The organism is Risungbinella massiliensis (assembly GCF_000942395.1).
GTDB lineage: Bacteria > Bacillota > Bacilli > Thermoactinomycetales > Thermoactinomycetaceae > Risungbinella > Risungbinella massiliensis.
The window spans coordinates 241948-267891 of record NZ_LN812103.1 but is presented as its reverse complement, the minus strand read 5'-3'; the positions used below and the strand labels follow the sequence as shown (position 1 = coordinate 267891).

The 25944-nt window shown below is 39.9% G+C and carries 31 protein-coding genes and 2 pseudogenes; 11 read left to right on the top strand and 22 right to left on the bottom strand.

Features of this window, described 5'->3' with window-relative positions; genetic code table 11:
- Positions 1-12 precede the first annotated feature (12 nt).
- The 3 genes from VJ09_RS12380 to VJ09_RS12370 form a co-directional block, all read right to left on the bottom strand.
- Positions 13-357 carry a hypothetical protein gene (locus tag VJ09_RS12380; protein WP_044642021.1) on the bottom strand — a complete coding sequence of 115 codons (345 nt, stop codon included), beginning with the start codon at positions 355-357 and terminating at the stop codon, positions 13-15.
- Positions 358-447: 90 nt separating this feature from the next.
- Positions 448-1044 (bottom strand): N-acetylmuramoyl-L-alanine amidase family protein, encoded by a 597-nt coding sequence (locus VJ09_RS12375; RefSeq protein WP_052807379.1) that lies wholly within the window; start codon positions 1042-1044, stop codon positions 448-450.
- 203 nt (positions 1045-1247) lie between these two features.
- Positions 1248-1994, bottom strand: coding sequence for a DUF4397 domain-containing protein (locus VJ09_RS12370; RefSeq protein ID WP_044642020.1), 747 nt, complete (start codon positions 1992-1994; stop codon positions 1248-1250).
- Between the two features lie 212 nt (positions 1995-2206).
- Between VJ09_RS12370 and VJ09_RS12365 the strand changes: the two genes are divergently transcribed.
- The 6 genes from VJ09_RS12365 (at position 2207) to VJ09_RS12335 (ending at position 7024) form a co-directional block, all read left to right on the top strand.
- On the top strand, positions 2207-2569 hold the full coding sequence (locus tag VJ09_RS12365; protein WP_044642019.1) for a hypothetical protein: 363 nt from the start codon (positions 2207-2209) through the stop codon (positions 2567-2569).
- 199 nt (positions 2570-2768) lie between these two features.
- Positions 2769-3122, top strand: coding sequence for a hypothetical protein (locus VJ09_RS12360; RefSeq protein WP_044642018.1), 354 nt, complete (start codon positions 2769-2771; stop codon positions 3120-3122).
- A gap of 1125 nt (positions 3123-4247) precedes the next feature.
- Positions 4248-4625 (top strand): hypothetical protein, encoded by a 378-nt coding sequence (locus tag VJ09_RS12350; protein WP_044642016.1) that lies wholly within the window; start codon positions 4248-4250, stop codon positions 4623-4625.
- 206 nt (positions 4626-4831) lie between these two features.
- Positions 4832-5185 carry a hypothetical protein gene (locus tag VJ09_RS12345; RefSeq protein WP_044642015.1) on the top strand — a complete coding sequence of 118 codons (354 nt, stop codon included), beginning with the start codon at positions 4832-4834 and terminating at the stop codon, positions 5183-5185.
- Between the two features lie 391 nt (positions 5186-5576).
- Positions 5577-6323, top strand: coding sequence for a glycosyltransferase family 2 protein (locus VJ09_RS12340; protein WP_044642014.1), 747 nt, complete (start codon positions 5577-5579; stop codon positions 6321-6323).
- Positions 6320-7024, top strand: a complete 705-nt coding sequence (locus VJ09_RS12335; RefSeq protein ID WP_044642013.1) for a glycosyltransferase — start codon at positions 6320-6322, stop codon at positions 7022-7024. The genes VJ09_RS12340 and VJ09_RS12335 overlap by 4 nt, the downstream gene beginning before the upstream one ends.
- A gap of 261 nt (positions 7025-7285) precedes the next feature.
- On the opposite strand, the gene rlmD is transcribed toward VJ09_RS12335, so the two are convergent.
- From rlmD to VJ09_RS12290, 9 genes are all read right to left on the bottom strand, one after another.
- Positions 7286-8665, bottom strand: coding sequence for a 23S rRNA (uracil(1939)-C(5))-methyltransferase RlmD (gene rlmD / locus VJ09_RS12330; protein WP_044642012.1), 1380 nt, complete (start codon positions 8663-8665; stop codon positions 7286-7288).
- Between the two features lie 50 nt (positions 8666-8715).
- On the bottom strand, positions 8716-9024 hold the full coding sequence (locus tag VJ09_RS12325) for a hypothetical protein (protein WP_044642011.1): 309 nt from the start codon (positions 9022-9024) through the stop codon (positions 8716-8718).
- A gap of 70 nt (positions 9025-9094) precedes the next feature.
- A complete protein-coding gene (gene gatB, locus VJ09_RS12320) occupies positions 9095-10519 on the bottom strand; it encodes an Asp-tRNA(Asn)/Glu-tRNA(Gln) amidotransferase subunit GatB (RefSeq protein ID WP_044642010.1) in 1425 nt (474 codons plus the stop codon).
- Positions 10516-11982, bottom strand: a complete 1467-nt coding sequence (gene gatA / locus VJ09_RS12315) for an Asp-tRNA(Asn)/Glu-tRNA(Gln) amidotransferase subunit GatA (protein WP_044642009.1) — start codon at positions 11980-11982, stop codon at positions 10516-10518. The genes gatB and gatA overlap by 4 nt, the downstream gene beginning before the upstream one ends.
- Positions 11983-11993: 11 nt before the next feature.
- Positions 11994-12284 (bottom strand): Asp-tRNA(Asn)/Glu-tRNA(Gln) amidotransferase subunit GatC, encoded by a 291-nt coding sequence (gatC, locus tag VJ09_RS12310; protein WP_044642008.1) that lies wholly within the window; start codon positions 12282-12284, stop codon positions 11994-11996.
- A gap of 349 nt (positions 12285-12633) precedes the next feature.
- Entirely contained in the window at positions 12634-13290 is a 657-nt protein-coding gene (locus tag VJ09_RS12305) for a carboxymuconolactone decarboxylase family protein (protein ID WP_044642007.1), read from the bottom strand.
- A gap of 19 nt (positions 13291-13309) precedes the next feature.
- Entirely contained in the window at positions 13310-13627 is a 318-nt protein-coding gene (gene trxA / locus VJ09_RS12300; protein ID WP_044642006.1) for a thioredoxin, read from the bottom strand.
- 85 nt (positions 13628-13712) lie between these two features.
- Positions 13713-14144, bottom strand: coding sequence for an RrF2 family transcriptional regulator (locus VJ09_RS12295; RefSeq protein WP_044642005.1), 432 nt, complete (start codon positions 14142-14144; stop codon positions 13713-13715).
- 66 nt (positions 14145-14210) lie between these two features.
- Positions 14211-15182 carry a TIGR03571 family LLM class oxidoreductase gene (locus tag VJ09_RS12290; RefSeq protein ID WP_044642004.1) on the bottom strand — a complete coding sequence of 324 codons (972 nt, stop codon included), beginning with the start codon at positions 15180-15182 and terminating at the stop codon, positions 14211-14213.
- A 369-nt stretch (positions 15183-15551) separates the two neighbouring features.
- Between VJ09_RS12290 and VJ09_RS12285 the strand changes: the two genes are divergently transcribed.
- Positions 15552-17630 (top strand): carbon starvation CstA family protein, encoded by a 2079-nt coding sequence (locus tag VJ09_RS12285; protein WP_044642003.1) that lies wholly within the window; start codon positions 15552-15554, stop codon positions 17628-17630.
- Positions 17631-17636: 6 nt separating this feature from the next.
- Entirely contained in the window at positions 17637-17831 is a 195-nt protein-coding gene (locus VJ09_RS12280) for a YbdD/YjiX family protein (protein WP_044642002.1), read from the top strand.
- Positions 17832-17962: 131 nt separating this feature from the next.
- Here VJ09_RS12280 and VJ09_RS12275 read toward each other — a convergent pair whose 3' ends face one another.
- On the bottom strand, positions 17963-18481 hold the full coding sequence (locus VJ09_RS12275; protein WP_044642001.1) for a DJ-1/PfpI family protein: 519 nt from the start codon (positions 18479-18481) through the stop codon (positions 17963-17965).
- A 195-nt stretch (positions 18482-18676) separates the two neighbouring features.
- On the opposite strand from VJ09_RS12275, the gene VJ09_RS12270 reads away from it, so the two are divergent.
- The gene (locus tag VJ09_RS12270) at positions 18677-19057 is read left to right on the top strand and encodes a winged helix-turn-helix transcriptional regulator (RefSeq protein WP_044642000.1); all 381 of its coding nucleotides are present in this window, start codon (positions 18677-18679) and stop codon (positions 19055-19057) included.
- 227 nt (positions 19058-19284) lie between these two features.
- Here the strand turns inward: VJ09_RS12270 and VJ09_RS12265 are convergent.
- From VJ09_RS12265 to VJ09_RS12245, 7 genes and pseudogenes are all read right to left on the bottom strand, one after another.
- A pseudogene (locus VJ09_RS12265) lies at positions 19285-19635 on the bottom strand (manganese catalase family protein); the annotation flags it as partial.
- A gap of 39 nt (positions 19636-19674) precedes the next feature.
- The gene (locus VJ09_RS18490; RefSeq protein WP_154662363.1) at positions 19675-19824 is read right to left on the bottom strand and encodes a hypothetical protein; all 150 of its coding nucleotides are present in this window, start codon (positions 19822-19824) and stop codon (positions 19675-19677) included.
- Between the two features lie 522 nt (positions 19825-20346).
- Positions 20347-20523, bottom strand: coding sequence for a hypothetical protein (locus VJ09_RS18485; protein WP_154662362.1), 177 nt, complete (start codon positions 20521-20523; stop codon positions 20347-20349).
- Between the two features lie 193 nt (positions 20524-20716).
- Positions 20717-22204 carry a recombinase family protein gene (locus tag VJ09_RS12260; RefSeq protein WP_044641999.1) on the bottom strand — a complete coding sequence of 496 codons (1488 nt, stop codon included), beginning with the start codon at positions 22202-22204 and terminating at the stop codon, positions 20717-20719.
- Positions 22205-22275: 71 nt separating this feature from the next.
- A pseudogene (cotJC, locus tag VJ09_RS12255) lies at positions 22276-22512 on the bottom strand (spore coat protein CotJC); the annotation flags it as partial.
- A gap of 20 nt (positions 22513-22532) precedes the next feature.
- Positions 22533-22796: a spore coat protein CotJB gene (locus tag VJ09_RS12250; RefSeq protein ID WP_044641998.1), complete on the bottom strand. Its 264-nt coding sequence runs from the start codon at positions 22794-22796 to the stop codon at positions 22533-22535.
- Positions 22793-23041 carry a spore coat associated protein CotJA gene (locus VJ09_RS12245; RefSeq protein ID WP_044641997.1) on the bottom strand — a complete coding sequence of 83 codons (249 nt, stop codon included), beginning with the start codon at positions 23039-23041 and terminating at the stop codon, positions 22793-22795. The genes VJ09_RS12250 and VJ09_RS12245 overlap by 4 nt, the downstream gene beginning before the upstream one ends.
- 294 nt (positions 23042-23335) lie before the next feature.
- Here VJ09_RS12245 and VJ09_RS12240 point away from each other — a divergent pair, with 294 nt between their 5' ends.
- Both VJ09_RS12240 and VJ09_RS12235 read left to right on the top strand, forming a co-directional pair.
- Positions 23336-24550: an MFS transporter gene (locus VJ09_RS12240; RefSeq protein WP_044641996.1), complete on the top strand. Its 1215-nt coding sequence runs from the start codon at positions 23336-23338 to the stop codon at positions 24548-24550.
- Between the two features lie 169 nt (positions 24551-24719).
- Positions 24720-24968 carry a hypothetical protein gene (locus tag VJ09_RS12235; protein WP_044641995.1) on the top strand — a complete coding sequence of 83 codons (249 nt, stop codon included), beginning with the start codon at positions 24720-24722 and terminating at the stop codon, positions 24966-24968.
- An 80-nt stretch (positions 24969-25048) separates the two neighbouring features.
- Here VJ09_RS12235 and VJ09_RS12230 read toward each other — a convergent pair whose 3' ends face one another.
- Together VJ09_RS12230 and VJ09_RS12225 are read right to left on the bottom strand one after the other, a co-directional pair.
- Positions 25049-25228, bottom strand: a complete 180-nt coding sequence (locus VJ09_RS12230) for a twin-arginine translocase TatA/TatE family subunit (protein WP_044641994.1) — start codon at positions 25226-25228, stop codon at positions 25049-25051.
- A 43-nt stretch (positions 25229-25271) separates the two neighbouring features.
- Positions 25272-25883, bottom strand: coding sequence for an undecaprenyl phosphate transporter UptA (locus VJ09_RS12225; RefSeq protein ID WP_044641993.1), 612 nt, complete (start codon positions 25881-25883; stop codon positions 25272-25274).
- Positions 25884-25944 lie beyond the last annotated feature (61 nt).

Below are 25944 nucleotides of genomic sequence, written 5' to 3'. Positions count from 1 at the left end.
GATTTTCTTTTTTTATGTCAACTCTGCTTTACAGTAGCCCCATCGATCAAAAATAAAACCTATTAATAACCAAATTAGAGGTAATACATTGATTATTAGACTTATTTTACTAGATACATACTTATATGTTTTTATCCCAATGACAATTGCTATAAGACCTCCAGTTAATGCATATGGAAGCAGTATAAAACCAACTGTCGCTGCTTTATAATGCTCTGGATCGCCCACCCCTAAAAGCATTTGTGCTATGTAGTAGTTAAAAAGAAGATTCGGCAAAGCCAATACCAACGAAACAATGCTCATAATCAACTGTTTTGTATTTTTTCTATTACTCTGTTTTTTCTGTTCATCTGACATCAAACTTCCCCCTATCTGCATTTCATAATATCAAAAAATTCTACCACTTACACACAAAAACAAACGACGAGCACATCGCCCGTCGTTTTTTCATGTACAAACATGTCCTGTCCGCTCATTACCCCGCATACTACATTGATAAATTCTAGCCAATCCATCTGCGATCGACTTCGCATATCTGCTACGAAATAGATAGTCTGCAGCCAATTGATGTTCATTTGGATTTGATAAGTTCAATGCTGCGATAGTAACTGCTGGCATCTTGGTGTGTCGCAATTCATATAACAAGCCATTTGGGGTTTCGGTATCGTTTCGTTTCCCCTGATCACAAATTCCATAAGAGCGCAGTGCTCCAGCTAGCTGATTATGTAGCCAACACTGCAATCTACGGTCATGAGAACCCGCAATAACACTCACATAAGAAGTAAAGCCTTTTAATCTAGTAATAGTATGAATGCTTAAAAATAAGTCCGCTTTATGGGAGTTCGCCCACTCTACTCGCTCCTGTATCGTAACATCGACATCATAGGAACGAGTTAAGGTAACTTGAATCCCCTGATAATTTTGTAGTTCTCGTTCAACACGGTAACATATATCCAGGCAAACATCTTTTTCCATTAGCTCTAACCCGATGGCACCACGATCTGTACCACCATGCCCTGGATCGAGACAGATTAGAATACTCATGTGCTCACCTCAGTGCTCCCACCCTTTGCAAACGGTTTATTTGATGTATCTTAATATATCCTAAAAAGGAACCAAGCTGTTGTATTAATTATTACCTTTTCCTGTACTTCTTCTATTCCTTTTTTGAGATCGATTAAACCACTCCCATAAGAAAAGGGCACTTTATTCTCAAAGTACCCTTCCAACATCTATATTTTCTTTGCTCAATCGTTCTTTTTTGGTAACGCCTCTCCTGCAACTTGACCTAATGTAGGTAAGGTTCGTAAAACTTCTCCTTTTTCATTCAAAGCAATCACTTGTAGCTTTGGATCACCCTTGACATCTAACACATAAAGAGTGACCTCATCTTGATCTTTTAGTGGCAGATTAGGTATTTCTAACAAAGTCGTCTCGGAATTCACTAACCGAATTTCTAAATTGTATGTCTTGGGCTCCATTGCACGGTAGTTGGAAATTTCTTTAAATCCTACTCGTTCAAACAAAACAGGACCATTTTTCTCCCAGACAGAGATAGCGGGTGCATCTGGTGAAGTATAAACGGTACGAAGTTGTGCTTTACCTGGTAAATGAGTAGGTTGATCCGAAGCTACTAATAAATCCAATAACAAATCATTATTTGGATCATCTACCCGTCCCACTATGGAAATAGTGTATCTTTGTCCAGCATCTGTTTTTACATTTTTGCTTAACAGCGCCTTCTCTTTTGTCCCTACTGGGTATATTTCGACCTTGTGGTCTCCCGCCGTTATATCTGAGTAAGTGGTGACACCAGCGTAAGGGACATTATCTACTACTTTTTTGCCATCTATGTAGACATCAACAGTTGGGGCATTGGGAGAGGCATGGAGGAAACGTACCTTTGCATTAGGAGTTTTTGCTGAAACAAATCCTGAAAAAGAAAGAAAAGCGATTGCCGCCATTACAACAGATAGGAATTTTTTCCAATTCATACTTCCACACTCCTTCTTTTTTGGTAGTGTTTGAAAGTGTGGTCATAAGTATGCTTGAAATAAAGATGTTCTAATAATATTAATATTTAGATCCTTCTTCATTTGCTATAATAGACATTGCTTATCTACTTGCTCCCTCCTTTTTAGGATGCGATAAGGGGCAGATACAACATCTGTCTCTTTAGCATCCTAAAATACAAGGAGGAGTAAGCATGTTACCAAAACACATTCGAAAAATTGATATTTACAATGTTGGAGAGTTCAAGAAGCTCGCACAAGGGAAATTTGCAGATAAACTAATGACCATCATAACTCCAAAATCATACTTTGCAGAAACGGTTTATTTAGATCACATCGCGATTGTTCATATCCAATCAGGTACAGAACAAACCAAACAAGTCATCGTACAAATGAAACCATACCAAGAAGGCCTCTGGCTCACATTCTTCTATGAGGATGGATCTGTTATGGACTATGGTATGTATTTAGGAACTGATAACGAGTTATATCTCAATGGTCTGTACTTTCAACATTGTAGTGATAGCTATCGTAAATTAAAAATATCGGTAGGATAAGCAGAAACCCCAGCTCTTCGGAACTGGGGGATTTATTTTTTATAAATTCTATTTTTTATCATATTCAATAGGTAGAATTCTTCTGTCCTTATAGTAAAATATTTTTTGTTTATCTTCTTGCTCCTCATTTTAGGATACAAAAAGTGCCAGATGGTAGTTCTGACCATTTTTGTATCCTAAAACACGAGGAGGAGTAAGTATGATTCATTTAATTGAGTTCTATCATCTAGAAGATTTTATTCACGGAGCATTATTACCTGACTATTTTAGTGTTGAAGCAACAAATAGAGAAAAGGATTTTCTAGAATATGAAGTAAGTGTCGTACATACAATAGTAGATGGTCAAACAACAAACATTGCACTACGTGTTACGAAACAGACAAAGCTAGCAAAATCAGAACGAGATCATATATGGATTAACGCAATAGATGATGAAGGAAATGCATTAGATCATGGAATTTGCTTAAACATTGGTCAGGAAATGGAATATGCAAACCTACGAATAAAATACTATCAAGACTTATTTCGCCAAAAGAAAATCAGCATAAGATAAACAACGTCCCCGAGTCCAATTAGACTTGGGGATCACTCTTATATGATACATATACATAGATGTTCGGGTATATATATTAGTACTTACATTAAGATATGTTTATAGAAAGGAGTCTACTATGGACTTAGATTTAAACCGGTGTATTATAGAGAGCCTATAAGTTATTTTGAAAAAATAGCAGGATGGTTCAGAAAAAGCACACTGACGAAAACAGATAATCATTTTTCAATAGCGCGACCAAACTGATTAGTAATTCCATGGTCCTTTGGGAACCGTGGAATTTTATTTTTTTCATCTTAAACCAGATAATTCAAATAATTTTCAAACGGACAACTTACAAATTTGCTATAATAAACATAGCTTATCTGCTTACTCCTCCTGTTTAGGATGCGATAAGGGTTAGATTTGATCTAACTCTTTAGCATCCTAAACATAATTAAAAGGAGGAATAAGTAAGTATGGAAATCAAAGAAATATGCATTTATGAGCCAAAAGAATTTGAGAAATTAATCACGAGAAACTCGGCTTACAGATTGAACACAATAGAAGATCCGACTTCCTTTCATAACCAAGATGATTATCTAAACAAGGTTGCAATGATCCGCACCCAATTACAAAATGGATATTATAAAACACACATAATCAAATTCGAGAAATTTAATACGCATTGGATCAAATTAATATTCTTTGATTGGAACGGAAACTGTATCCGTTCTCACATATTGCACCGAAAATTTAGAGATAAATCTGGTTTGGAATTCGGGTTAAAAAATATCAAACATAAGACACATATTAAAATATCATCCTACTAAGATAAGCTCCATTCCACGGGATCCTTTGGAAACCGTGGAATTTTATTTTTCTTTAGTAGCGGACTAAGCATACAAACGGCAGAGGTGGTCTATTTCTCATTGATCGTACAAACAAAAAATTCCTTACTTTGAAGATCACTTTGCCACTATTCGTCATTTTTAAATATTAAAATTATTTTTATTTCAATATCCTACAACTTTGTTATAATAGATATTGCTTATCTACTTGCTCCTCTATTTCTAGGATGCGCTAAGGGACAGACGAATTCATTTGTCTCTTTAGCATCTTAGAAATTACAAGGAGGAGATAAGTATGTTTGAAAACAAAATTAGCAGTATCGCGATCGTGACGCCTAGGGAGTTTGGGAAACTTCGAAGAGGAATAATCCCGAAAGTAGAGCATGTGATTCCTGCGCAGCACCTTTCGTACTATCCGATCGTTCTTTTTTTAGATCGAATCACAATCATCAATTTGGGAAATGGTACTCAACTATTCCTCAAAATCACAAGTAAATCTAGAGATATTAACAAAATCAGAAAGTCTGGAGTAGAAATTAGTTACTTCGGACAGACGGGTGCGATGTTCAAAAACCCTAGAACGATCATTCTCCAATCAACTTACACAGATGAATTCGGTATCAGATATAGTTGGCGTGATGATGCAGCACGTCAATTGAAAATATCAAACTAACATTTCAAACTAGATAAGCAAATCCACGGTTCCCAAAAAGCAACCGTGGATCTTTTATTTTAACCGACTTATATTTGATACAATTTATTGTCCAACTATTTGATATAATAAATTTTGCTTATCTATGCTTGCTCCTATCTTAGGATGCGATAAGGGTCAGATGCGATCTGGCTCTTTAGCATCCTAAATATAAGGAGGAGCATGATATGAAAACAATTAGCAAGATAGCAGCATACAACCCTCATTATTTTGATATTTTGCAAGGTGGGGAAAATCCAAGAAAACTTTTTACCATCATAGCACCAAAAACATTTTTTTCATCAGAAATGTTACTAAATCACACCTTGGTAATCTGCACCAAGTTCAATGCAGAACCGGTCGATCCAGTATTTGTAAGAATGAGACCATTCGAGTCGTTTATCCTGATCATCTTTCTCGACAAACATGGAAACCCTCTCCGTTCCCATCAACTTCGCAAAAAAAGTGACTATAGAGATGAGACAGGATTATTATTCCAATGGCGAGAGCATAGGGATCGACAAATAAAAATTTCATACTAGGATAAGCAAACATCCACGGTACCTAAAAGGAACCGTGGACCTTTTATTTTTATCAACCTGTAAAGTGCTTCATTGCCAACTTTTCTATAATCAGGATTGGTTCAGCAATACAGAGCTTTTATGAAATTATTCTAAATCACTTCAAGAATTTAAAACATGTACGGTCTCTTACTTTGGAACTGCCAATGGGGTTCTCCCAAAAGCAAGCAGTTCTGCTCCCCTAGTACCATATTAGTACGCTCCGTGTTGATATTTTGGTAGATTGAACAAATCTCATATTTTCAGCACCTCTCCTACTGTTTTATGGTCCATCTACCGTTACCGCTCTCTATCATTCACATATTGTAGTAGTAATAGTTTTGCTCATGATCAAATAAGGAGGAGCGATGGTATGGGAACAGGTCCAAGAAACCCGAGCTTAAGTCAACGACAGGGTATATCTATCATTTCGTGTACGAATCGTCCAAGCTATGTAAAGAATCTGGTTCAAAATTACGTCCGGCAAGCGCACCCAAAGAAAGAACTTATCATTGTCGTCAACTCCAACGACACTTCTCTGTCTCCTTACTACCGTTTAACCCAAAAACTTCGAAACGTTCGCATTTTCCGCATACCAGAGCATGAAACGCTGGGCGCTTGTTTAAATTTTGCCGTTAACAAAGCCAGCTACCCCTATATCGCCAAGTTTGATGATGATGACTACTATGCCCCCTACTATTTGGCCGAGATGCTACAGACGTTGAAACGAAAGAACGCCGATATTATCGGAAAACGAGCTCATTTCATGTATTTACGCGGATCAAAAATGCTGCTTCTTCGGTTTCCGCAGGACGAGAATCGGGAGGTCACCTATCTACCTGGCGCAACGCTTGTGTTTAAACGATCCGTATTTAAGCGGATTCAATTTCCGAATCGGAACATCGGCGAAGACGATTTGTTTTGCTTAAGTGGAAAAATGGAGGGGTACAAGGTGTATTCGGCAGGCAAATATAATTTTGTCGCCATCCGCAGAAAAAACTCAGCCAACCACACATGGATCATTAGCGACAAAGAGTTGTTGTCACACCATAAAAAAATCCCACATGTACGGAATTATAAACGATTCGTATCGCGAAAACCGAAGGGGTTTCGGTCATGAAACAGGTGCCGACTCACCCTGGGATGAAGCAATCGCAGGCCGTCTCCATTATCACGTGTACGAAACGCCCCTCCTTCCTGCATAACTTGTTTCAAAATTACGGCAGGCAAACATACCGCAATAAAGAGCTTATTGTGATTTTAAACAATAGAACCATGAATTTTACAGACTACATCGAAGCTGCAAAACCATATAAAAACGTTAGGATTTACCGTCTACCGGACAATGTTTCTCTAGGGGCCTGTCTCAACTACGGAGTCAAGCGATCACGATTCGGTTATATTGCAAAATTTGATGATGACGATTATTATGCCCCTGACTATTTAGGAGATAGCATGCGAACTATGCTAAAGACCAACGCTGATATTGTAGGCAAACGTGCCCACTACATGTATCTGCAAAGTAAAAAGTTGCTTCTGCTCCGGTACAGCGATCTGGAGCAGCGCCCTGTCCACATGGTTCAAGGAGCGACGTTACTGGTGAAGCGGCAGGTGTTCCAGCAGATCTCTTTTCCGAACCAAACCGGCGGGGAATGCATCAGGTTCTGTACCGCAAGTCTAGCTAGAGGATTCCGAATTTATGCGGGCAGTAAGCTTCATTTCATCGCCATCCGAAGGAATAATTCCAGGCACCACACCTGGATCGTCTCTGATAAACAGCTGACGAGAAACGCCAAGGTACTGAAGGTCGAAAACATTTAGCGTTTTGTAAGCCGGTGTTAACCGTCAAGCGGGTTGTACCCAAATAATAAATTATCGTAAAAAAAACCATCCGGAAAATTACAGACTTTTGTCGGCTGAAAGCCCATAGTTTCCATCGTAGGATGAACGACGGCATTGCTCGGTATTCCTTTTTTAGGGTTGCTTAGAGCGTCCTAAAGATTATTAACTTATTGTCTTTCATAAATAAAGCCTCCCTTTTTAGAAGGGAGGCTCACACATGTAACCACATCTAAACTATTTTTAATCTACCCTTACAAATAATGCTACCGTCTCTACATGACTCGTTTGTGGAAACATATCAACTGGCTGGACTTTGGTTAACTCAAATCCATGTTCTGCTAACCATTTCGCATCCCTCGCCAACGTAGCCGGATTGCACGAAACATAAACCAACTTCTTCGGTTGCACTTCCGCTACTGCTTCTAAAAGCTCCTCATGACAACCTTTTCTTGGTGGGTCCACTATTACCACATCTGCTGAAATCCCGTCTCGAACCAATCGTGGCATCACTTTTTCCGCTTTTCCAACAAGATAACTGGCATGAGTGATTCCATTGTTTGTAGCATTTTTCTTGGCATCCTCTATTGCATCAGCCACTACTTCGATACCAATCACTTGTTTTGCCTGATCAGCTAGATAAAGACCGATAGAACCTGTTCCACAATATAGGTCCAATACCGTCTCTTTCCCTGACAAATCTGCGTATTCCTTCACAACATCATAGAGAACTTTAGTTTGAATCGGGTTGATTTGAAAAAAAGAATGGGGCGAGATGGAGAACGATACCTTGCCGACCTGATCCGTAATAGTGGGTTCTCCCCAAAGCAGGCGATTCTGCTTCCCTAATACCACATTGGTTCGTTCTGAGTTGATATTCTGATAGATGGAACGAATTTCCGGGAATTTTCGTAGTTCTTCTATCCATTCCGCTTGATGTGGCAGTTCAGATGTTCTCGTGACCAATACTACCATTACCTGATTCGTCTCAAAGCCCACACGGATCATGACATGCCGAAGGACACCTTGATGTCTTTTTTCATCGTAAGCTGGTATTTTCCATTTGCGTACTAATTCCCGAATGCGACCTATCACTTCATCTGCCATTTGATGTTGAATAATACACTCCGGAAACTCTACTATGTCGTGAGAGTTCGGTGCAAAAAAGCCAGAGACTGCTTTACCCTGTTGAAAAGCAAATGGAATCTGGCTTTTATTGCGGTAACGCCACTGCGCACCTTCGTCCATTCCGATCGTAGTTTCCACTTGCAGATCAGCAAAGCCACCAATCCGTTCAAACTGATCACGGACTTGACGGCGTTTCATCTCCAGCTGTAATGGATAACTCAGATGTTGTGTCTGACATCCTCCACATGCATCAAACACAGGACAAGGTGCTACCACTCTTTGTGGGTGTTCAAGATCCAAACTTTGAAGTTTCGCTGTTGCATATTGTTTTTTGACCTGATCCACTTCTACGGTAACTGTCTCATCTGGTATCGTTCCTGGAACAAATATAGTGAATCCTTCATATTTGCCTACTCCCGCACCATTATGAGCCAACCCAGTGATAGTCAGAGTTACCTTTTCCCCTAATTGAACAGGGACTTCTCTTCTACTCACCAAATCATCTATCCTTTCTCACTTGGTGAAACTTTTCACAATAATCCTCATCAATGACTTGGTCTTTGTCTTTGAGCAGATTGCCAAGCAGAGAAGGAAAGAAAAAAGCTAATGATTCCACCTAAAAAATTCGATGGTTGGAAAAAGAATAATTGAATGACTGCATCTGCTGCCAAAAAGAATGCTACCCCTATATAGAGCGGACGTGGGAATGGTTGTCCTTTTAGTTCATAAAAGGAGGCATGTACATACAAAGCAATTAGCAGATAGTGCAGTGCAAAAAAGGATTGATTGGAGAAAAGGCTATAAATACCGGCAATCAAAAAAAGAAACGTTGTAATTACATAGATGGCACCCAAACGTGCTCCCCCTTTTGGAAAAAAGCCCGTCCTGCTAAGAACGAGCCTTCTCTCCTAACTTCCTGTTACTCTATTTTATCGCATCGCGAATCAACTGATTTACCAACTGAGGATGGGCTTTTCCTTTGGTTGCTTTCATCACTTGTCCGACCAAGAATCCGAGCGCACGATCTTTTCCGTTCCTCAGATCTTCGATCGATTGTGGGTTATTCTCAAGGACTTTTTGTACTTCTACCTTTAATTGCCCTTCATCACTAATCTGTACCCATCCATTTTCTTCCACGATAGTAGCAGGGGCTTTTCCGCTTACTAACATTTCCTTGAATACTTGCTTTGCCAGCTTTGTACTGATCGTTCCTTTTTGGATCAGCTCAATCATTTCCGCAAGTAGCGTTGGCGTTACTTTTACATCTGCCAACTCTTTGCCTTCTTGATTGAGATAGCCAAGCAGATCCGAAGTAATCCAGTTAGCTGCAAGTTTAGGCTCTGCCTTTTGTGCGACTGTTGCATCGAAGAACTCTGCTGTTTCTTTTGCCATCGTCAAAATGTTAGCGTCATAGCTTGAGAGCTGATACTGTTCAGTATAACGCTCTTTTCTCGCATCAGGAAGCTCGGGAATGCTTGCTCTGATTTCTTCTTTCCAAGCTTCGTCAATATGGAGGGCTACCAAGTCTGGCTCTGGGAAGTAGCGATAATCATGCGCTTCTTCTTTGGAACGCATTATTTTGGTTTTATTTTGGTCTTCCAACCAGCGCAAGCTTTGTTGCGTTACGACTTCTCCATTGTCCAATACTTCTGCTTGACGAACTTCCTCATACTCCAGCGCCCGTTCTACGTTACGGAAGGAGTTCAGGTTTTTCAGCTCTGTTTTGGTACCAAATTCTTTTTGTCCTACTGGACGCAAGCTAATATTGGCATCACAACGAAGTGAACCTTCTTCCATCTTCACATCCGAAACACCAGTATATTGGATAATCGCTTTTAGCTTTTCAAGATATGCCTTTGCCTCTTGAGGAGTACGCATATCTGGTTCTGATACGATTTCAATAAGTGGTACACCAACTCGGTTAAAGTCTACTAGTGAGCCATTTTCAATATGATTAAGCTTACCTGCATCTTCTTCTAAGTGAACTCGGGTGATTCCAATCCGCTTTTTCTCACCCTCCACTTCAATCTCGATCCAACCATTTTCACCGATTGGTTGATCAAACTGGGAAATTTGATAAGCTTTTGGAGAATCTGGATAGAAATAGTTTTTACGGTCGAACTTGCTATGCTCTGCAATCTCACAATTAAGTGCCATCGCTGCTTTCATCGCAAAATTAACTGCCTGTTTGTTCAAAACAGGAAGTACCCCTGGATGTCCTAGACAGATTGGACAGGTATGGGAGTTTGGAGGAGCACCAAATTCAGTAGAGCATCCGCAAAAGATCTTGGTATTGGTCTGAAGCTCTACGTGTACTTCCAGACCAATTACTGTTTCGTATTTACTCATGCCCGCTCCCCTCCTAACTTCGGCCAAGCAACCTCACCACGAGCCTGTTCAAAGGCATGGGCTACCCGAAGGATCGTGGACTCAGCAAACGGTTTCCCGATAATTTGTAGTCCAACTGGTAAACCATCGACCGGTTCAGCTGGTACACTAATCGCAGGTAATCCCGCCAAGTTTACAGGGATCGTGCAAATATCATTGGCATACATGGTCAATGGATTATCTGACTTTTCTCCAAAACGGAACGCAGGAGTAGGAGCAGTAGGTCCAATGATTACATCGTAGTCCGCAAATACCTTTTCATAATCTTGCCGAATCAACGTACGCACTTTTTGTGCTTTCAAATAGTACGCATCATAGTAACCAGAGCTAAGCGCATACGTTCCGAGCATAATACGACGCTTCACCTCTGGTCCAAAGCCTTGGCTTCTCGTTTCTAAATAGAGATCCAACAAGTTTTGACCTTCTTTGCGTACACCATAACGTACTCCGTCAAAACGAGCCAAGTTCGAAGAAGCTTCAGCTGGGGCAATCAAATAATAGGTTGCTACTGCATACTCCGAATGAGGCAAGGATACCTCTTCGACAATTGCTCCCATCTCTTCTAATTGTGTCAGGGCTTTTTGGATGCTTGCTCTTACTTCCGCATCGATCCCCTCACCCATCATCTCTTTTGGGACCCCAATTTTGAGGCCTTTTACATCTCCTGTCAGAGCGGAAAGATAATCTGGAATTTCCACATTAGCTGAAGTAGAGTCCATCCGATCATGACCAGCAATCGCCTGCATCACATAAGCGGAGTCCTCTACATTTTTGGTGAGTGGTCCGATCTGATCCAAAGAAGAAGCAAACGCAACCAATCCATAACGAGAAACCAATCCATATGTAGGCTTCAATCCCACAACTCCACAGTAAGCGGCTGGTTGACGAATCGAACCACCCGTATCAGAACCAAGTGCAAAGTAAACTTCTCCAGCAGCAACAGAGGCCGCCGATCCGCCACTCGATCCACCTGGTACGTGTGCTAAATTCCAAGGGTTATGTACAGGAGCAAAACTAGAATTCTCATTGGAAGAGCCCATTGCAAACTCATCCATGTTCATTTTTCCCATTACAATGGCATCGGCTTGATCTAACTTCTCTACTACCGTTGCATCATAAACAGGTTGAAAGTTAGCCAGTAGCTGGCTACCACATGTTGTGGTCAATCCTTTGGTAGAAATGTTATCTTTCACACCAACTGGTAAAGCAGCAAGCAAACCTCTTGTGTTGGAAGAAACAAATTTTGCATCCAACTCTTTCGCTCTGGCTCTGGCTCCATCCTCATCCACTGCTAAAAAGGCATGAACATCTTTGTCCACTGCTTGAATTTGACGTAATGACTCTTCTACTAAGTCTATTGCGCCAATCTCTTTTTTTGCTAGTTTAGAATGGAGATCTGTGAGCTTCTCTCTTAGAAGCGACATCATTCTCCTCCTTATCCTTCAAAAACCGCTGGCACTCGGAACATACCATCTTGCTGATCCGGGGCATTTTGCAACACTTTTTCACGGTCTAGAGATTCTCGTACCTCATCTTCACGCATGACATTTTTCATTGGTAACACATGGCTTGTAGGTTCTACATTCTCGGTATCTAGTTCATTCAGTTTATCTGCGAATTGCAGGATTTTGTTCAATTGTTCGGTAAACTGCTCTTTCTCAGCTTCTGTTAACTTCAGTCTTGCTAGAGCAGCAACGCGTTCTACTTGCTCCTGATTAATTGCCAAAACTATTCACCTCCACCAGGCTCTAGTACGTTATTCTTGCCATGAAATTATGTTCACAGTATAGCATAAAAAAAACTAGAATCTAAGCAACGCGGTAAACAAAAGTCCCAATTCCTATCTGAGTCTAACCCATAACATCCCCTATAACAGAGCTAGTCATCTGGAACTCGCAAAAGAGTACACTATAAACAAAAAAAGCCCAGTTGCTAATCTATTTTCTAACTAGACTACTACTTATAAGTAGTTCTCATAATCAACCAACTATCAATTACTAAAAAACTCTAAGCTAACGGATTAATTATTTCGTTAGCTTAGAGTTTTTTTATGCTATTTTCGATTTCCTATTATCTCAATCATGACCGTAACTTTCGATCATATTTGCTATGTGAGCATAAGCCCCTCCAGCACGTAATGCCGATGCAACCAATATCGCTTCGGCCAATTCTTCTTGAGTAGCTCCTGCTTTTTGTGCAGATTTACTGTGCTTGTCAATACAATAAGGACATTCCGTTGTATGCCCTACAGCGACAGCAATAATTTCTTTAAATTTGGTACTCAGATTTCCTGCTTTTACTACTGTATTAGTAAAATGTACTAGTGCTTGAAATCCATCTGGTGCTAACTTCTTTAGATTCCCTACTTTATTAAGGTAGGAGCGGCGATATAATACATCATCTGCCTCAGAATCCAACGCGTTTTGCATGTGGGTACTATGAGCCAAAGCACCACCTGCTTCGATTGAAGCAGTAACGAATATTGCTTCGATCAGTTCTTCCCTTGATGCTCCAGCTTTTTTAGCATTTTTTGTATGAACATCAATACAATACGGACATTCTGTTGCATGAGCTACTGCCACGGCAATTAGTTCCTTTTCTTTTACCGACAGTGCCCCTTCTTTCATAACTTCCTTATTAAAAGATTGAAATGCTTGGTATACTTCTGGTGCAAGAGTTCCTATTTGTGCTAAGTGTCGAAGATTTTCTCTTTGATACAAGCTTTTATTCATAGTAGATACTTCCTCTCTTTTAACTGTGTTGTAATACTAAGTCTTTCAATTCTTCTAAAGGCTGTACACCCACGAGTGTTTCTACTTCTGTTCCGTTTTTGAACAGCTTAAGGGTTGGAATACTCCTAATCCCAAATTTATTCGTTATTACTGGATTTTCATCTACATTCAATTTTGCAATGGTTACTTTTCCATTCGTTTGTTCTGCTAATTCTTCCAAAATAGGAGCCACCATTCTACATGGGGCACACCAAGGTGCCCAAAAATCGACTAGTACCAATCCTTTAGCTTGAAGAGTTTGGTCAAAGGTTGAATCGGTAATTTGAATTATGGACATATTCACACACTTCCTTTTCTTTAAATTTAATCACAGCAAACTGTAATCGATCATGTTACAATTTATCCAAAAAAGAAAGGATACTTCATGATCCTTTTTTTTGTCCTTCTACTAACTGATCCAAAATATCTTGGAGAGTAACCTGATCCAAAAACCTCTTGTAACTAGTTTCTGCATCTTCAAATATGTTATTCATTACATCTCCAATCTGCGATCCTACCAAACAATCCATTTTAGGATCACCAGATCGCCAATCAGTAACTAATGATCGTGGGGATGTAATTCTATATAGTTCTCCTAATGATACTTCTTTTGGTTCACATTTTAATATATACCCACCACCAGTTCCTTTTTGAACTTGAACCAATCCATTCTTTTTCAACAAGTTCATCACTCTTCGTATACGAACTGGATTCGTGCAAACAGTCCATGCCAAAAGGTCGCTTGAAGCCATATGAGTAGGTATATGGGCTAAAAAAGCTAAACTGTGAACGGCTATCGTAAATTCACTATTCAATGAATCACCTCGCTTTAAATGTAATCATAATCGTTACATTTAATTTTGTCAAACCTCTCGTAAAAATTATTTCGATATCTCATGTGTTGGAAACTCTGGTAAAACAAATTCTGCTAGCTCTTCTAGTACCTCTGGAATCGTGCGCTCTGAATTACTTAGATGGAAAACTAAATGATCTAATCCAATCTCTTCTAATTTATGAAGATAACGAATGAGGGCATTACGTCCGATAATCCCCCCAAATCGAAGCGATTCAAGAGGATGTTCTGGATTCTCGTGTAGTTGAAGATGAAAATTAGATAGGTATGGTTTTTTCTCTGCGATCTTCGCCTCTGTAAGAGCCTTTTTCCATTTCTCAATCTGTCGCTTGGTCTCACCGATTCCTCTTGGATAATCAAACCATCCGTTTAAATTTTGCGCTATCCAGTCAATCGTCTGTGAGCCACGTCCTGCCATTACTATCGGAATGGTATCTTGATAAGGTTTAGGTAATAGCTCTACACCATTCTCAAAAAGGGGGCCATCCTGCCAAGCCTTTTGAATGAACGACACATTTTCTACTATATCTACTCCTCGATCTCTGCGATCCACACCAAATATCGGAAATTCTACAGGGCGATCTCCAGTTGCAATACCTAAAAGCAGTCTCCCTTTTGAAAGTTGATCGATAGTCGCAGCCGCTTTTGCCACATGAATTGGATGACGCAAAGTTAGAACAATCGCTCCCGTTCCAAGTACCACTTGTTGAGTAATCGCGGAAAGGTATCCTAAATAAACAATTGGATCAAAGACAGGTCCAGCATCCCCATAGCGGTATGGGTCATATAGAGGAACATCTCTCATCCAGATAGCCGCAAATCCAAGTTGATCCACCATTTTTGCGTATTTGGCATGGTTGGTCCAATCCGGAACACCATAAGGAAAAGGCACTCCCTCTTCTCTTCGTCTTTTTTGTTCTTCTTCTCCTTGAATCTGATCTAGTGGCAGTTGAATTCCAATGGTCATATTTTTAGTAGTAATGCGATCTATCGTGTTCATTCATTATTCCACTCCATATCAAAAGGAAAGTAACTAGTACTAACGTTCCTCTTCCACACTAGAATAAAACAAGAAAGATATTGCAAGTAGTTTTATATTAAAAAAACAACAATTCCCTCTCTAATATGTAATTCTTATTATTCCTTTAGCTTGTTGCATAAATCAAAGTTAAACATACCCGGTTTTAGGCACATTTCAACATGCTCATTCCCTTTTATTAGAAATCGCTTTCATTAATTAGACAAATTGGTTACAATAATATGAAAAAATAATAAATAAACTAATATAAATTGTCCAAATATAAAATATTATTAAATAAATAATCTACAACTATTCTATATTATTTCAATATGAAAGGATTGTATTCGTATGAATGGGAAGCGATGGCTATCTTATGTAATTTGGGCACTTATCTCGATCCTTGGAGCTGCTGCGTTTGGCTTTCTTGCGTTAAAACGTGGTGAAACGATCAATTCCTTATGGTTACTTACCGCTGCCGTCTGTACGTATGCTGTCGCTTATCGATTTTATAGTCGTTTTATGGCAAGAAAAGTTTTTGAATTGGACGACAATAGAAAAACACCCGCTGAAGTACACAACGACGGAAAAGATTTCGTTCCCACAAATAAATGGGTATTGTTTGGTCATCACTTTGCGGCAATCGCAGGTGCAGGTCCGCTCGTTGGTCCCATTTTGGCAGCTCAAATGGGCTATCTTCCCGGAACACTCTGGATCGTAATCGGGGTAGTGCTCGGTGGAGCGGTTCAAGATTTTATTATTCTCTTTGGCTCGATGCGTCGTAATGGGAAATCTCTTGGAGAGATCGCACGAGAAGAGATCGGACCAGTTGGTGGCTTTACTGCTCTAATCGCCATCTTGGCCATTATGATCATCTTACTTGCTGTACTAGCTTTAGTGGTAGTAAAAGCACTGGCGGAAAGCCCTTGGGGTATGTTCACCCTCGCTATGACGATTCCGATTGCCTTCTTGATGGGGATCTATATGCGCTACTTGCGACCCGGAAAAGTATTGGAAGCCTCTGTAATTGGCTTTGTACTCTTGATCCTTGCTCTCGTAGCTGGTCAATTTGTTGCAGAACATCCGACTTGGGGTCCTGCTTTCACCTTTGAAGGTACCACTATCACATGGATGATGATCATTTATGGTTTTGTCGCTTCTGTTATTCCTGTTTGGCTTTTGCTTACTCCCCGCGATTACTTAAGTACCTTCTTAAAAATCGGAACCATCTTTGGATTAGCGCTTGGGATCTTGATCGTGATGCCAGAGCTATCCATGCCGGCAATCACCAAATTTATTGATGGGACAGGCCCTGTCTTTTCTGGCAACCTATTCCCATTCGTCTTTATCACCATCGCATGTGGTTCTATTTCTGGTTTCCATGCATTGGTCTCTTCTGGTACTACTCCAAAAATGATTCAACGAGAATCACATGCTACCGCAATTGGATACGGAGGAATGTTGACTGAGTCCTTTGTTGCGATCATGGCTTTAATCGCTGCATGTGTCCTCACACCAGGAACCTATTTTGCCATGAACAGTCCGGCGGCGATCATCGGGACAGACACTACCTCCGCTGCTGCCGCTGTCACCAATATGGGCTTTACCATTACTCCACAAGACTTAGATCAACTAGCGGATGATATCGGCGAATCTACTATTCTCTCTCGAACAGGTGGTGCTCCAACGCTAGCGGTTGGGATGGCAACGATCTTCTCTAGCTTCTTGGGTGGCCCAGCTTTTATGGCCTTTTGGTATCACTTTGCCATTCTATTTGAAGCAGTCTTTATCTTAACTACCATCGACGCCGGAACAAGGGTAGGTCGTTTTGTCTTACAAGATCTACTCAGTCGTATCTCTCCAAAACTAGGACAAACAGACTACTATCCTGCCAATATACTAGCCAGCGGATTAATCGTCGCGGGTTGGGGTTATTTCCTCTACCAAGGCGTAATTGATCCACTTGGCGGCATTAACACCCTATGGCCACTCTTTGGAATCGCCAATCAAATGCTCGCCGTATTAGCACTTGCCGTCGGAACTACAATCCTGATCAAAATGGGCAAAGCAGTCTATTCCTGGATCACACTCGTTCCACTTACATGGCTCACGATCGTCACGATGACCGCTGGATATCAAAAGCTCTTTGATGAAAGCCCTGCGATTGGCTTCTTAGCAGCTGCAAACAAATATGCTACGGCTCTAGAATCTGGAAATATCATTGGACCTGCTAAATCGGTCGAACAGATGGAACAAATTATCTTAAACAATCAGATCGACGCAGTTCTTACTGGGGTCTTTATGGTGCTAGTTCTGATTATCTTAGGAGATTCTATGAGAGTCTGGTATCAAAAACTAGTACAAAAAAGAGATCTGCCACTCCAAGAATCGCCGTATATCCCGAATCAATCTTCCTCGATTGGAGGTTGATCTTTCATGGAATTCTTGCGAAAAGCGATCCGGGGACTTTCGCAGTATCTGCAGGCGATCGCAGGTGTCCCAAACTACGAGGCATATGTTGCTCATTTAAAAGAACACCATCCGAACGAGACTCCCATGTGTGAAAAAGAATTCCATCGGACACGTAATGATGAAAAATACGGTGGCGGAAGCATTCGTCGTTGTTGTTAAACATTAAAAAATCGCTACGTCCCAAAAAGGGATGTAGCGATTTTTTCTCTTAACGATCCAAATCTTATCAATAGAGATTCCATATTTCTAGGAACATCATTTGATACTAAGAAATGGAAATAGAATAAGAACTAACTCAAAACTTTGACTAAGCTCTTACCAAATTCTTTGGCACCATCTGGACCATCACCTGTGATTATGTCATCATGAGCAACAACGTGTTGGACAACGTACTCTACATTGTTAGCCTTCAATTCGTTAATCTGTACATCAACTGGATAGCATGTTGCTTCGCGTCCAGAAAGTAACCCTGTTTTCACTACCGTAACAGCTCCTGCACAAATTCCTGTTACCAGAATTTTTTGCTCATGAGCTTGTTTCAAGTAATCTAGTAACTCTTGATTTCCCCATAGATAATCATTGGTACCTGATCCTCCAATAACAGCTACAAGATCATAATCACTGACTGAAGCATCAGAGAAAATCATTTCAGCGTTTGTTACGCCTTGATAGTCACCTGTTATTTCCCCTGTTATGGTACTTGCGATAGTTACCTTAACTCCTGCACTTTCCAATGCTTCTTTTGGATGAAACAATTCATCTTCATTAAAACGTTCTGGCGGTATAATAAATAATGCTTTTTTACTCATAGTGTTTGCCTCCTGAATTAAAAAATCGATTCGCCCCTAGGCAAAGAATTGTTGCATTAACCCTCTGTGATGCAACATACTCTTAAGACAAAATAAATTCTATCCTGTAATGATTACATTAGGAAGAATGCACTTTTTTGTAAGAAGGTTACCAATAGGTAACTATCGTTTCTTAGAATAAGGAGTTAAGAATCTATGTCAGATAACTTACGGCAGGAAATTATAGAAAAAATATTAAATAAGGATTTTAACTGTGAAAAGGAACTTACCTTATCGATTATAAGTGGAAAATGGAAAATCGTAATTTTATGGCATTTAGGCGTGGAAGGACCACATCGGTTCAGTGAGCTACAGAGACTTTTCCCAAAAATATCTCATAAAATATTAACCAACCAATTACGTGAATTGATGGAAGATGGAATAGTTCATAGAGAGGTTTTCCCCGAAATTCCTCCTAAAGTCGAATACTCCATGACCGAACTCGGAATGACTTTAGTACCAATTGTAGAGATGATGTATGACTGGGGGAAAAAACGAATAGAACAAATTAAACACGAAATCAAGCATTCAGAATGATTTCATATAAAGGAAAGTAATTCCAACATGAGACTTTCTGCCTTTACTCAAAACTACTACACAATAGGGCATGGAAAAATCGACTATTTACATAACAGTCGATTTTTCCATGCCTTACAAATTTCATTGTTAACTAAATATTCAAAAGAGTTTACACGGCTGAAGCCAGTCAGCCAACATCTAACAAAGCTGTGCATTTTCTAGTGGTAAACATTATGCAGAACCATCTAAAAAAACTTTTTCCGATCCCGCTCTTCTTTCAATATTTCCACTGCTTCACGGAAACGTTGTGAATGGACAATTTCCCGTTCTCTTAAGAATCGCAAACCATCATTTAAGTCTGGATCATCTGACATGTCAATAAGCCACTGGTATGTAGCTCTTGCTTTTTCCTCTGCTGCAATATCTTCATAGAGGTCAGCAATCGGATCTCCCTTTGCTTGAATATAGGTAGCCGTAAAAGGAACACCTGCCGCATTGTGATAAAATAATGCCGCATCATGGTTAGCATAGTGTTCTCCTAATCCCGCATCACGTAATTGCTGCGGAGTAGCATCTTTAGTCAATTTATAAACTATGTGTTTTTAGCAACTAATAGCAAAGAAAAATCAGAGCGTTCAACATTGAATTGACTTGCTCTGCAATAATAGTTTGACAAGCTTTTCAAGGTCAAGGGAACCGTAAACTCTGACCGTTCCCTTGCCTTCAATTGTTCCCTTGAACGTCAACGGTTTGTCTTTCAAAAGCTCCTCCAGTTGTTTGTTCATGTCCCCAGCTCCTCCGTTCAATGTATGTAGGTGGCAAGTTGTCCTATCACACACAATGGAGTGAGTTGGAGCTGGTGATGATGTTTTATATAACCGTATTGAAAGACTTAAAAAACAATTCCACAGCTTCCACAACTTCCAGCTGTGAGCGAAGCTTTTTTCTAAAACCATTCAATATATTGATAGAGATAATTCAATATTGATAGGTATGCTTCTTAAGCGAAGCTCCCAACCGCTTGATTGGAGAATCTTTCTTTTAATCTTTCAAGACAGAAAAACAATATATTTCCCTTTAACGGTTCAGTTCTTGACAAACAACAGACAGTTTAACAGTTGACAAACTTGAACGGATACAATGAACAACACAGCAAACGAACACAAAGAGCAAACTTCACACACAAGAAAATTCAAAGAGGGGGTATATGGGTGGGTACTCCCTTGCTGTGGTCTCCGCTGGGTTCTAAACCTTTCACTTGGTCTGGGCTTGGTTATGACTACTATGGCGTTGTATGATGCCTTTGATCATAACCCACAAGGGGATTTTTTCGATCCAGCCACAGGAAAAGTAAACATTCCGTACTCTCTTTTAATTTTTATTTCATGGTTTCTTGTGTCATCAATAGTGATAGGGATAATTGGCTCGGTGATCACTTTTTTGGCAGGTATTTTAATCAAAGTGATCAAGAGTAATTGATGCATTCAAACAAACCCCCAGCAAAATATCCTTAAACGACTCGTTGACCTCCCACACCAAGAACATGGGTGTATCTTTTTGATGAAACCTTGAGAAATTTATATAAAAAATTTTTGTTAGTGGTAAAGCTGACAAAGAAAAAAGCTATTCAGTTCCAGACAGTAGGAACAGAAAGCTTGTCCATTACTTTGAAAAAGTTTACTTCATTACAATTTTGATACTCATTTCTTTGTCTGTTTTTGTATACACAATTGTCTCCATCAATTCCAACAAGATTGTGTTTGCTTCCCTTTCTGGTAGTTTGTCTCCATGTGTCAAAAAGCGTTTCATTTTTTCGAGTGTGAGTTCCACTCTGTCCAACTCTGTGACATTCCCAGATTCCTTGAGTTCGTTGACTTGTTCCTCTAATATTTTGATCTGTTGCTTTAGCTGTTGAATTTGAACTCTTGCTTCTGCTTGTGTGAAAATCTCCATCATAAAACCTTGTTGGACTCTTCTAATGTCGTTGTTCAGCTTTGCAATTTGCTTTATCTTTGATTCGATTTCTTGAGCATAGTCTGGAGCGTCATTTGTACCGTTCGCTTTGATCAAGTCAACATATTGTTCCAGTTGTTTGACATGCTGTGAGAAGTAGGAATAAAACAGTTCCTCGAACTCTGAAAGGTTCGCTCCTTTGTTTGGACAAACAGTGTAAGAGTTTCCAGTTGTATATGTTCTTGTTTGGCAACTTGAAATTCTCTTTCTGTTGTATCTGCTTGTCTGAAATGAATGAACAGCTCCACAAATACCACAACGAATAAGACCCGAGAATTTGTGTTTTCCGAGCTTGAGAGCTGGAGGTCTTGAGTTACGTTCTTTCTTTAATTGCTGGACTTGGTCAAACAACTCTTGGGAAACAATAGGTTCGTGAGTATTTTCAACCAGAATTTGCTCAGATTCGTCTGTATATGCTGTAATACGTTTTCCGTCAATCTTCTTTTGGTTTGTCTTTCCATAGAGGGAGTGACCAGCGTAAACAACATTTGAAAGGAGTCTTGTAACACCAGCTGGTGTCCAGGTCATATTGACTAAGGTCTTTACTCTTTCATTAGAGAACTTGTACGCAATATCTTTTGTCGATAGTCCGTCAACATAAAGCTGGAATATTTTTTCAATGACCGGAGAGTCTTCTGACAGCTCAAGCTTCTTGGTATCTCTATTATACTTGTAACCAATCGGAGCTTTTTTTCCTAACCAGTTACCATCGCGAGCTGACTGTCTGCTTCCTCTAATGAGACGAGCTTTGATTTTTTGGTATTCTTGCTTTGAGAGAACACTTTGAATGTCTGAAATAAAGTCGTCGTCATCCTTTTTGAAATCATAAATTCTTGACGGAGTGACAAACAAACAACCAGCGTTCACAAGAGTTTGTTTGATTTGGTCTAAGTGTCCAACGTTACGACTCAAACGGTCTTGGTCAGATGAAACAACAGCGTCATAATGAAACAGTTTAACTCTTGAGAGCATTTTTTGAAGCTCTGGTCTGTCCAACTCTTGAGAGCTTCCTACTTCTGTGTAAACGTCATAATTCCAATTGTTACGCTCACAAAGTTCCGTGAGAACGGCTTGTTGTCTTTTCAGTGTATCCTCTGTTTCTTCCTCTCTTGACTTACGGACGTAAACAGCAACGGTTTTCTTTGTTTCCATTTCTGCAACTCCTTGTTATTGAATGATCTAATTGTGAGATAATTATAATAAATTAGTAGCAAAAAAGAAACTGTTAATTTATAAACCATCGTCGCAATCATCTCCAGATGGGCAAACTCTTCTGTTCCGATATCCGTTAACAACCCTACCACTTTATCTGGAATCGTATAACGCTGATTTAAATAACGAAGTGCCGCAGCCAACTCACCATCCGCACCACCATATTGCTCGATCAGATACTTGGCAAGCGTTGGGTTACAAGTGCTTACTCTTACCGGATACTGAAGCTTTTTCTCATAAATCCACATGGTTTCTCCCCCTCTTTAACCTATACCTGCCATGGCCAAGGAGTCGCTCCCCAACTCCAATAATCAGGATTTGTAAAACTATTTCCGTATTGTTGCAACGGACCAAATCTCTTTTCAAAAGCATGTTTGAGCCGATGACTATGATGTGCGCACTGATTGAACTGTTGTAAAGCATGCTGGTCATCTGGATGAGTATCTAAATAGAGAGTTAGTTCTACCAGTACAAAATCAACAGCTTGAATCTCTTCTAAACGCTGGTAATACTCTGGAGGTAGCTGTTTCACCCTTTGTCCCTCTCTTTCTCTTTATACGGATTTTCGTAGTAGTCACAGAATGCAGGCCATAACGTCCCCTTCATTAATGCTTCTTGCGGTGAAAATTGCGGCAAATTCGGAGGCTGAAATCCGATATAGAGGTTGGGAGGAGTAGAGTAATATTTTTTCCCTATCGGTTTGCATGGATCATATCGACTATGAAAGGGACGGTATGTCTTTGTACAGGTAAACTTTCTTTTTCGTTGATCCGCCAATCAATACACCTCTTTTAAAAGCAATTTACCCTTACCATATTTATTACTCGTTTGTCCTAATGACAGAAATAAACAAATGATTCACAAAACATGGGCAAGAGACACTCAGAGCTAACATACGCACTACAGCCTCTAGACTATCATGTACATTTTCTAATTAATTTACTCTGAATAAAGTGACTGATCAAGAAAATGTGGGAAATCCGAAAATTGTATTTCCCTATTTATGAAATGAAAAGACACTCTTTTTGTACTAGTCAGACATCTGCTATACTACATCTAGAGAGGTGATTTATGCGTTCCCTGAAGCAGTTTCCGCTATTTGCGAGACTGATGATTGGCGCAACTCTTGGGTTGAATATGGGAAGATATGTAGTTCTCCCATTTTTCTCGGTCTACCTGATCGAAACATTGCACTTGTCCCCCTTGCAAGCAGGGATACTTTTATCCCTTTTCATCACCCTGAGCGATCTGTTCCCGATCATTACTGGAACGGTCACTGCTCGGATCGGACTTCCCCTCACCTTGCTTTGTAGTTGTCTCCTCTGTCTTATCAGTCTAATATGTTTTTCATTCTTCTCCTCCTTTCCTCTGCTACTCCTCGTAAGTCTCTTCTATGGACTGGGGTCCGCTTCGTTAGAACCTGCTCTGCGTGCTAGCTTGGGATCATTACGAGAACAAGAACGCAAAACAGCATTCACTTATTTTCATCAGGCGATCAACCTTGGAGCGTTGCTAGGAGCAATCATCGGTGGGCTTTCGTGGTCGATCGATCAACGCACAACTTTTTTGGTATCTGCCATTTTATTTGGTTTACTCTTTTTGGGATTCTGGTATTTTTATCAGGAGATTCCTAGAGTGAAACAGAACAAGGTCACTTGGCAAACCTATCGAGAGATCTTGCGTAACAAACCATTTCTGTTCTATACCGTTTCGATGATTTTCTACTGGATGCTTTATGTTCAACTCTATGTAACATTCCCTGTACAGCTTTTCCGCACTACCCAAAGTGATTTTTGGATGCAAGCAGTCATTCCGGTTAACTGTCTCTTAAGTTATCTTCTCATGTTCTGGCTACGTAAAACGTTTATTCAATACCACTCTTTCCAAATGATAACGATCGGTATGCTAATTATGGCAACAAGCATATTTGCGCTACCCGTCACAGGCTTTATCTGGTGGGCTTTTCTTTGTCTCCTCTGTTTTACGTTTGGTGAAACGATCTCGATGCCATCAACCGACCTTGCTGTGATTGAGCAAACGAAACCACAAGATTACTCTTCTTACTTTGGTGTCTTTTATGGACTTTCCTATGGTATTGGTGGGTCATTGGGAAATTTTATCGGTGCTTATGCAACGGATAGTAGTACCTCTGTCGGCTGGTCTTTATTTGGTATTCTCAGTCTTGTTGGAATTCTGTTTCTCTATCTATTACAGTGCAAATTTTATTTTCAAGAAAAGATCACTCCTTCTATTCGTAGGAATCTATCAAGTCAAGAAAAAGGATAAATGACCCAAAAGCTCCCTACATATTTTGTAGGGAGCTTTTAACATATAAACTATATAACTGAACACAATCTTCAATATAATCATTATTAATTTTTATAAAAATTTGATATTATATGTAAATGGATTTGTATTTGTAAAACATTCCGAATGAAAATTAAGGAGTTTTCCTATGTCTAAGACTATTGTTATTGCTCCCATGAAAAGTACTGGTGTCTCTCTTATTTTGACCTTTTTCTTAGGTTGTTTTGGTTTGTTGTACACTTCTGTTACGGCATTTATTATCATGTTCATAGTGGAAGGTATTTTAGCATTCTTCACACTTGGATTTTCTCTTTTCTTAACTCATCCTATTTGTATGATATGGGGACTTATTTCGGTAAAAAGATACAATCGAAAGCTAGCTTCGGGTATCCGTTAATTTTTCCAAGCCTTTCAAGACAAAGAGCGCCTCTTTCTCCTATTTATAGAAGGGGGACGCTCTTTTTTGATCTGCATTATTTATTTACTTTCAGATGCTGCTTTTTTTGCTTTGTCCTCTTCATCTAACATCCCTGAGGTAGCTTGTTTGAACTCGCGTAGCCCTTTTCCAATAGCACGACCTAGTTCTGGAAGCTTTTTGGGTCCGAAGAGTAGCAATGCAACGAATACGATGAGTAGCCATTCCCATCCAGTAATCATACGCTGCTCCGCCTCCTTTTCCCCTCTATCTTACCTTAAAGCATCAAACATTGGCTTGTTTTTCTTTTTTCTTTTTAGACCAAATCTGAAATCCAAAGTACAAAATAAAGATTACTACAACACCAATCGCGATCTCACTAACATACTCTCCCGAAACTTCTTTCACGGAAGCCCAATTGCTGCCTAGCTGTTCACCAAGCATAAGGAATCCGATCGACCAAGGAATGATCGCTAACGTAGTCAAGATCGTGAAGCGTGTTGCTGACATTTTCGCCAATCCAGCTGGAATGGAAATTGCATGGCGAACTACTGGGATAAACCGTGCTCCAAAAATGACACCCGTACCATAACGTTCGAACCACTTTTCTGCAACGTCCAAGTGGCTTTTTTTGATCAGGATGTATTTTCCGTATTTCTCCACCATTGGACGACCACCATAGTATCCAAGCCAGTAGAGGAAAAGTTGAGCCAGTACTCCACCAATCGTACCAGCGATAACTGCTCCTACATAACCGATCTCTCCAATACTGATCATATAGCCACCATATGCGAGTACTATTTCACTCGGAATGACTTCAAGCATTAATCCGATGGCAATACCTAGATAACCTAATTCTGAGAGAAATTCCAAAATGGAAGCGATAAATTCCTGCATCGTCTACCTACCTTTTTCCCCTATTTAGTCCTCTTGATGATAACGGATGTACGAATAGTCG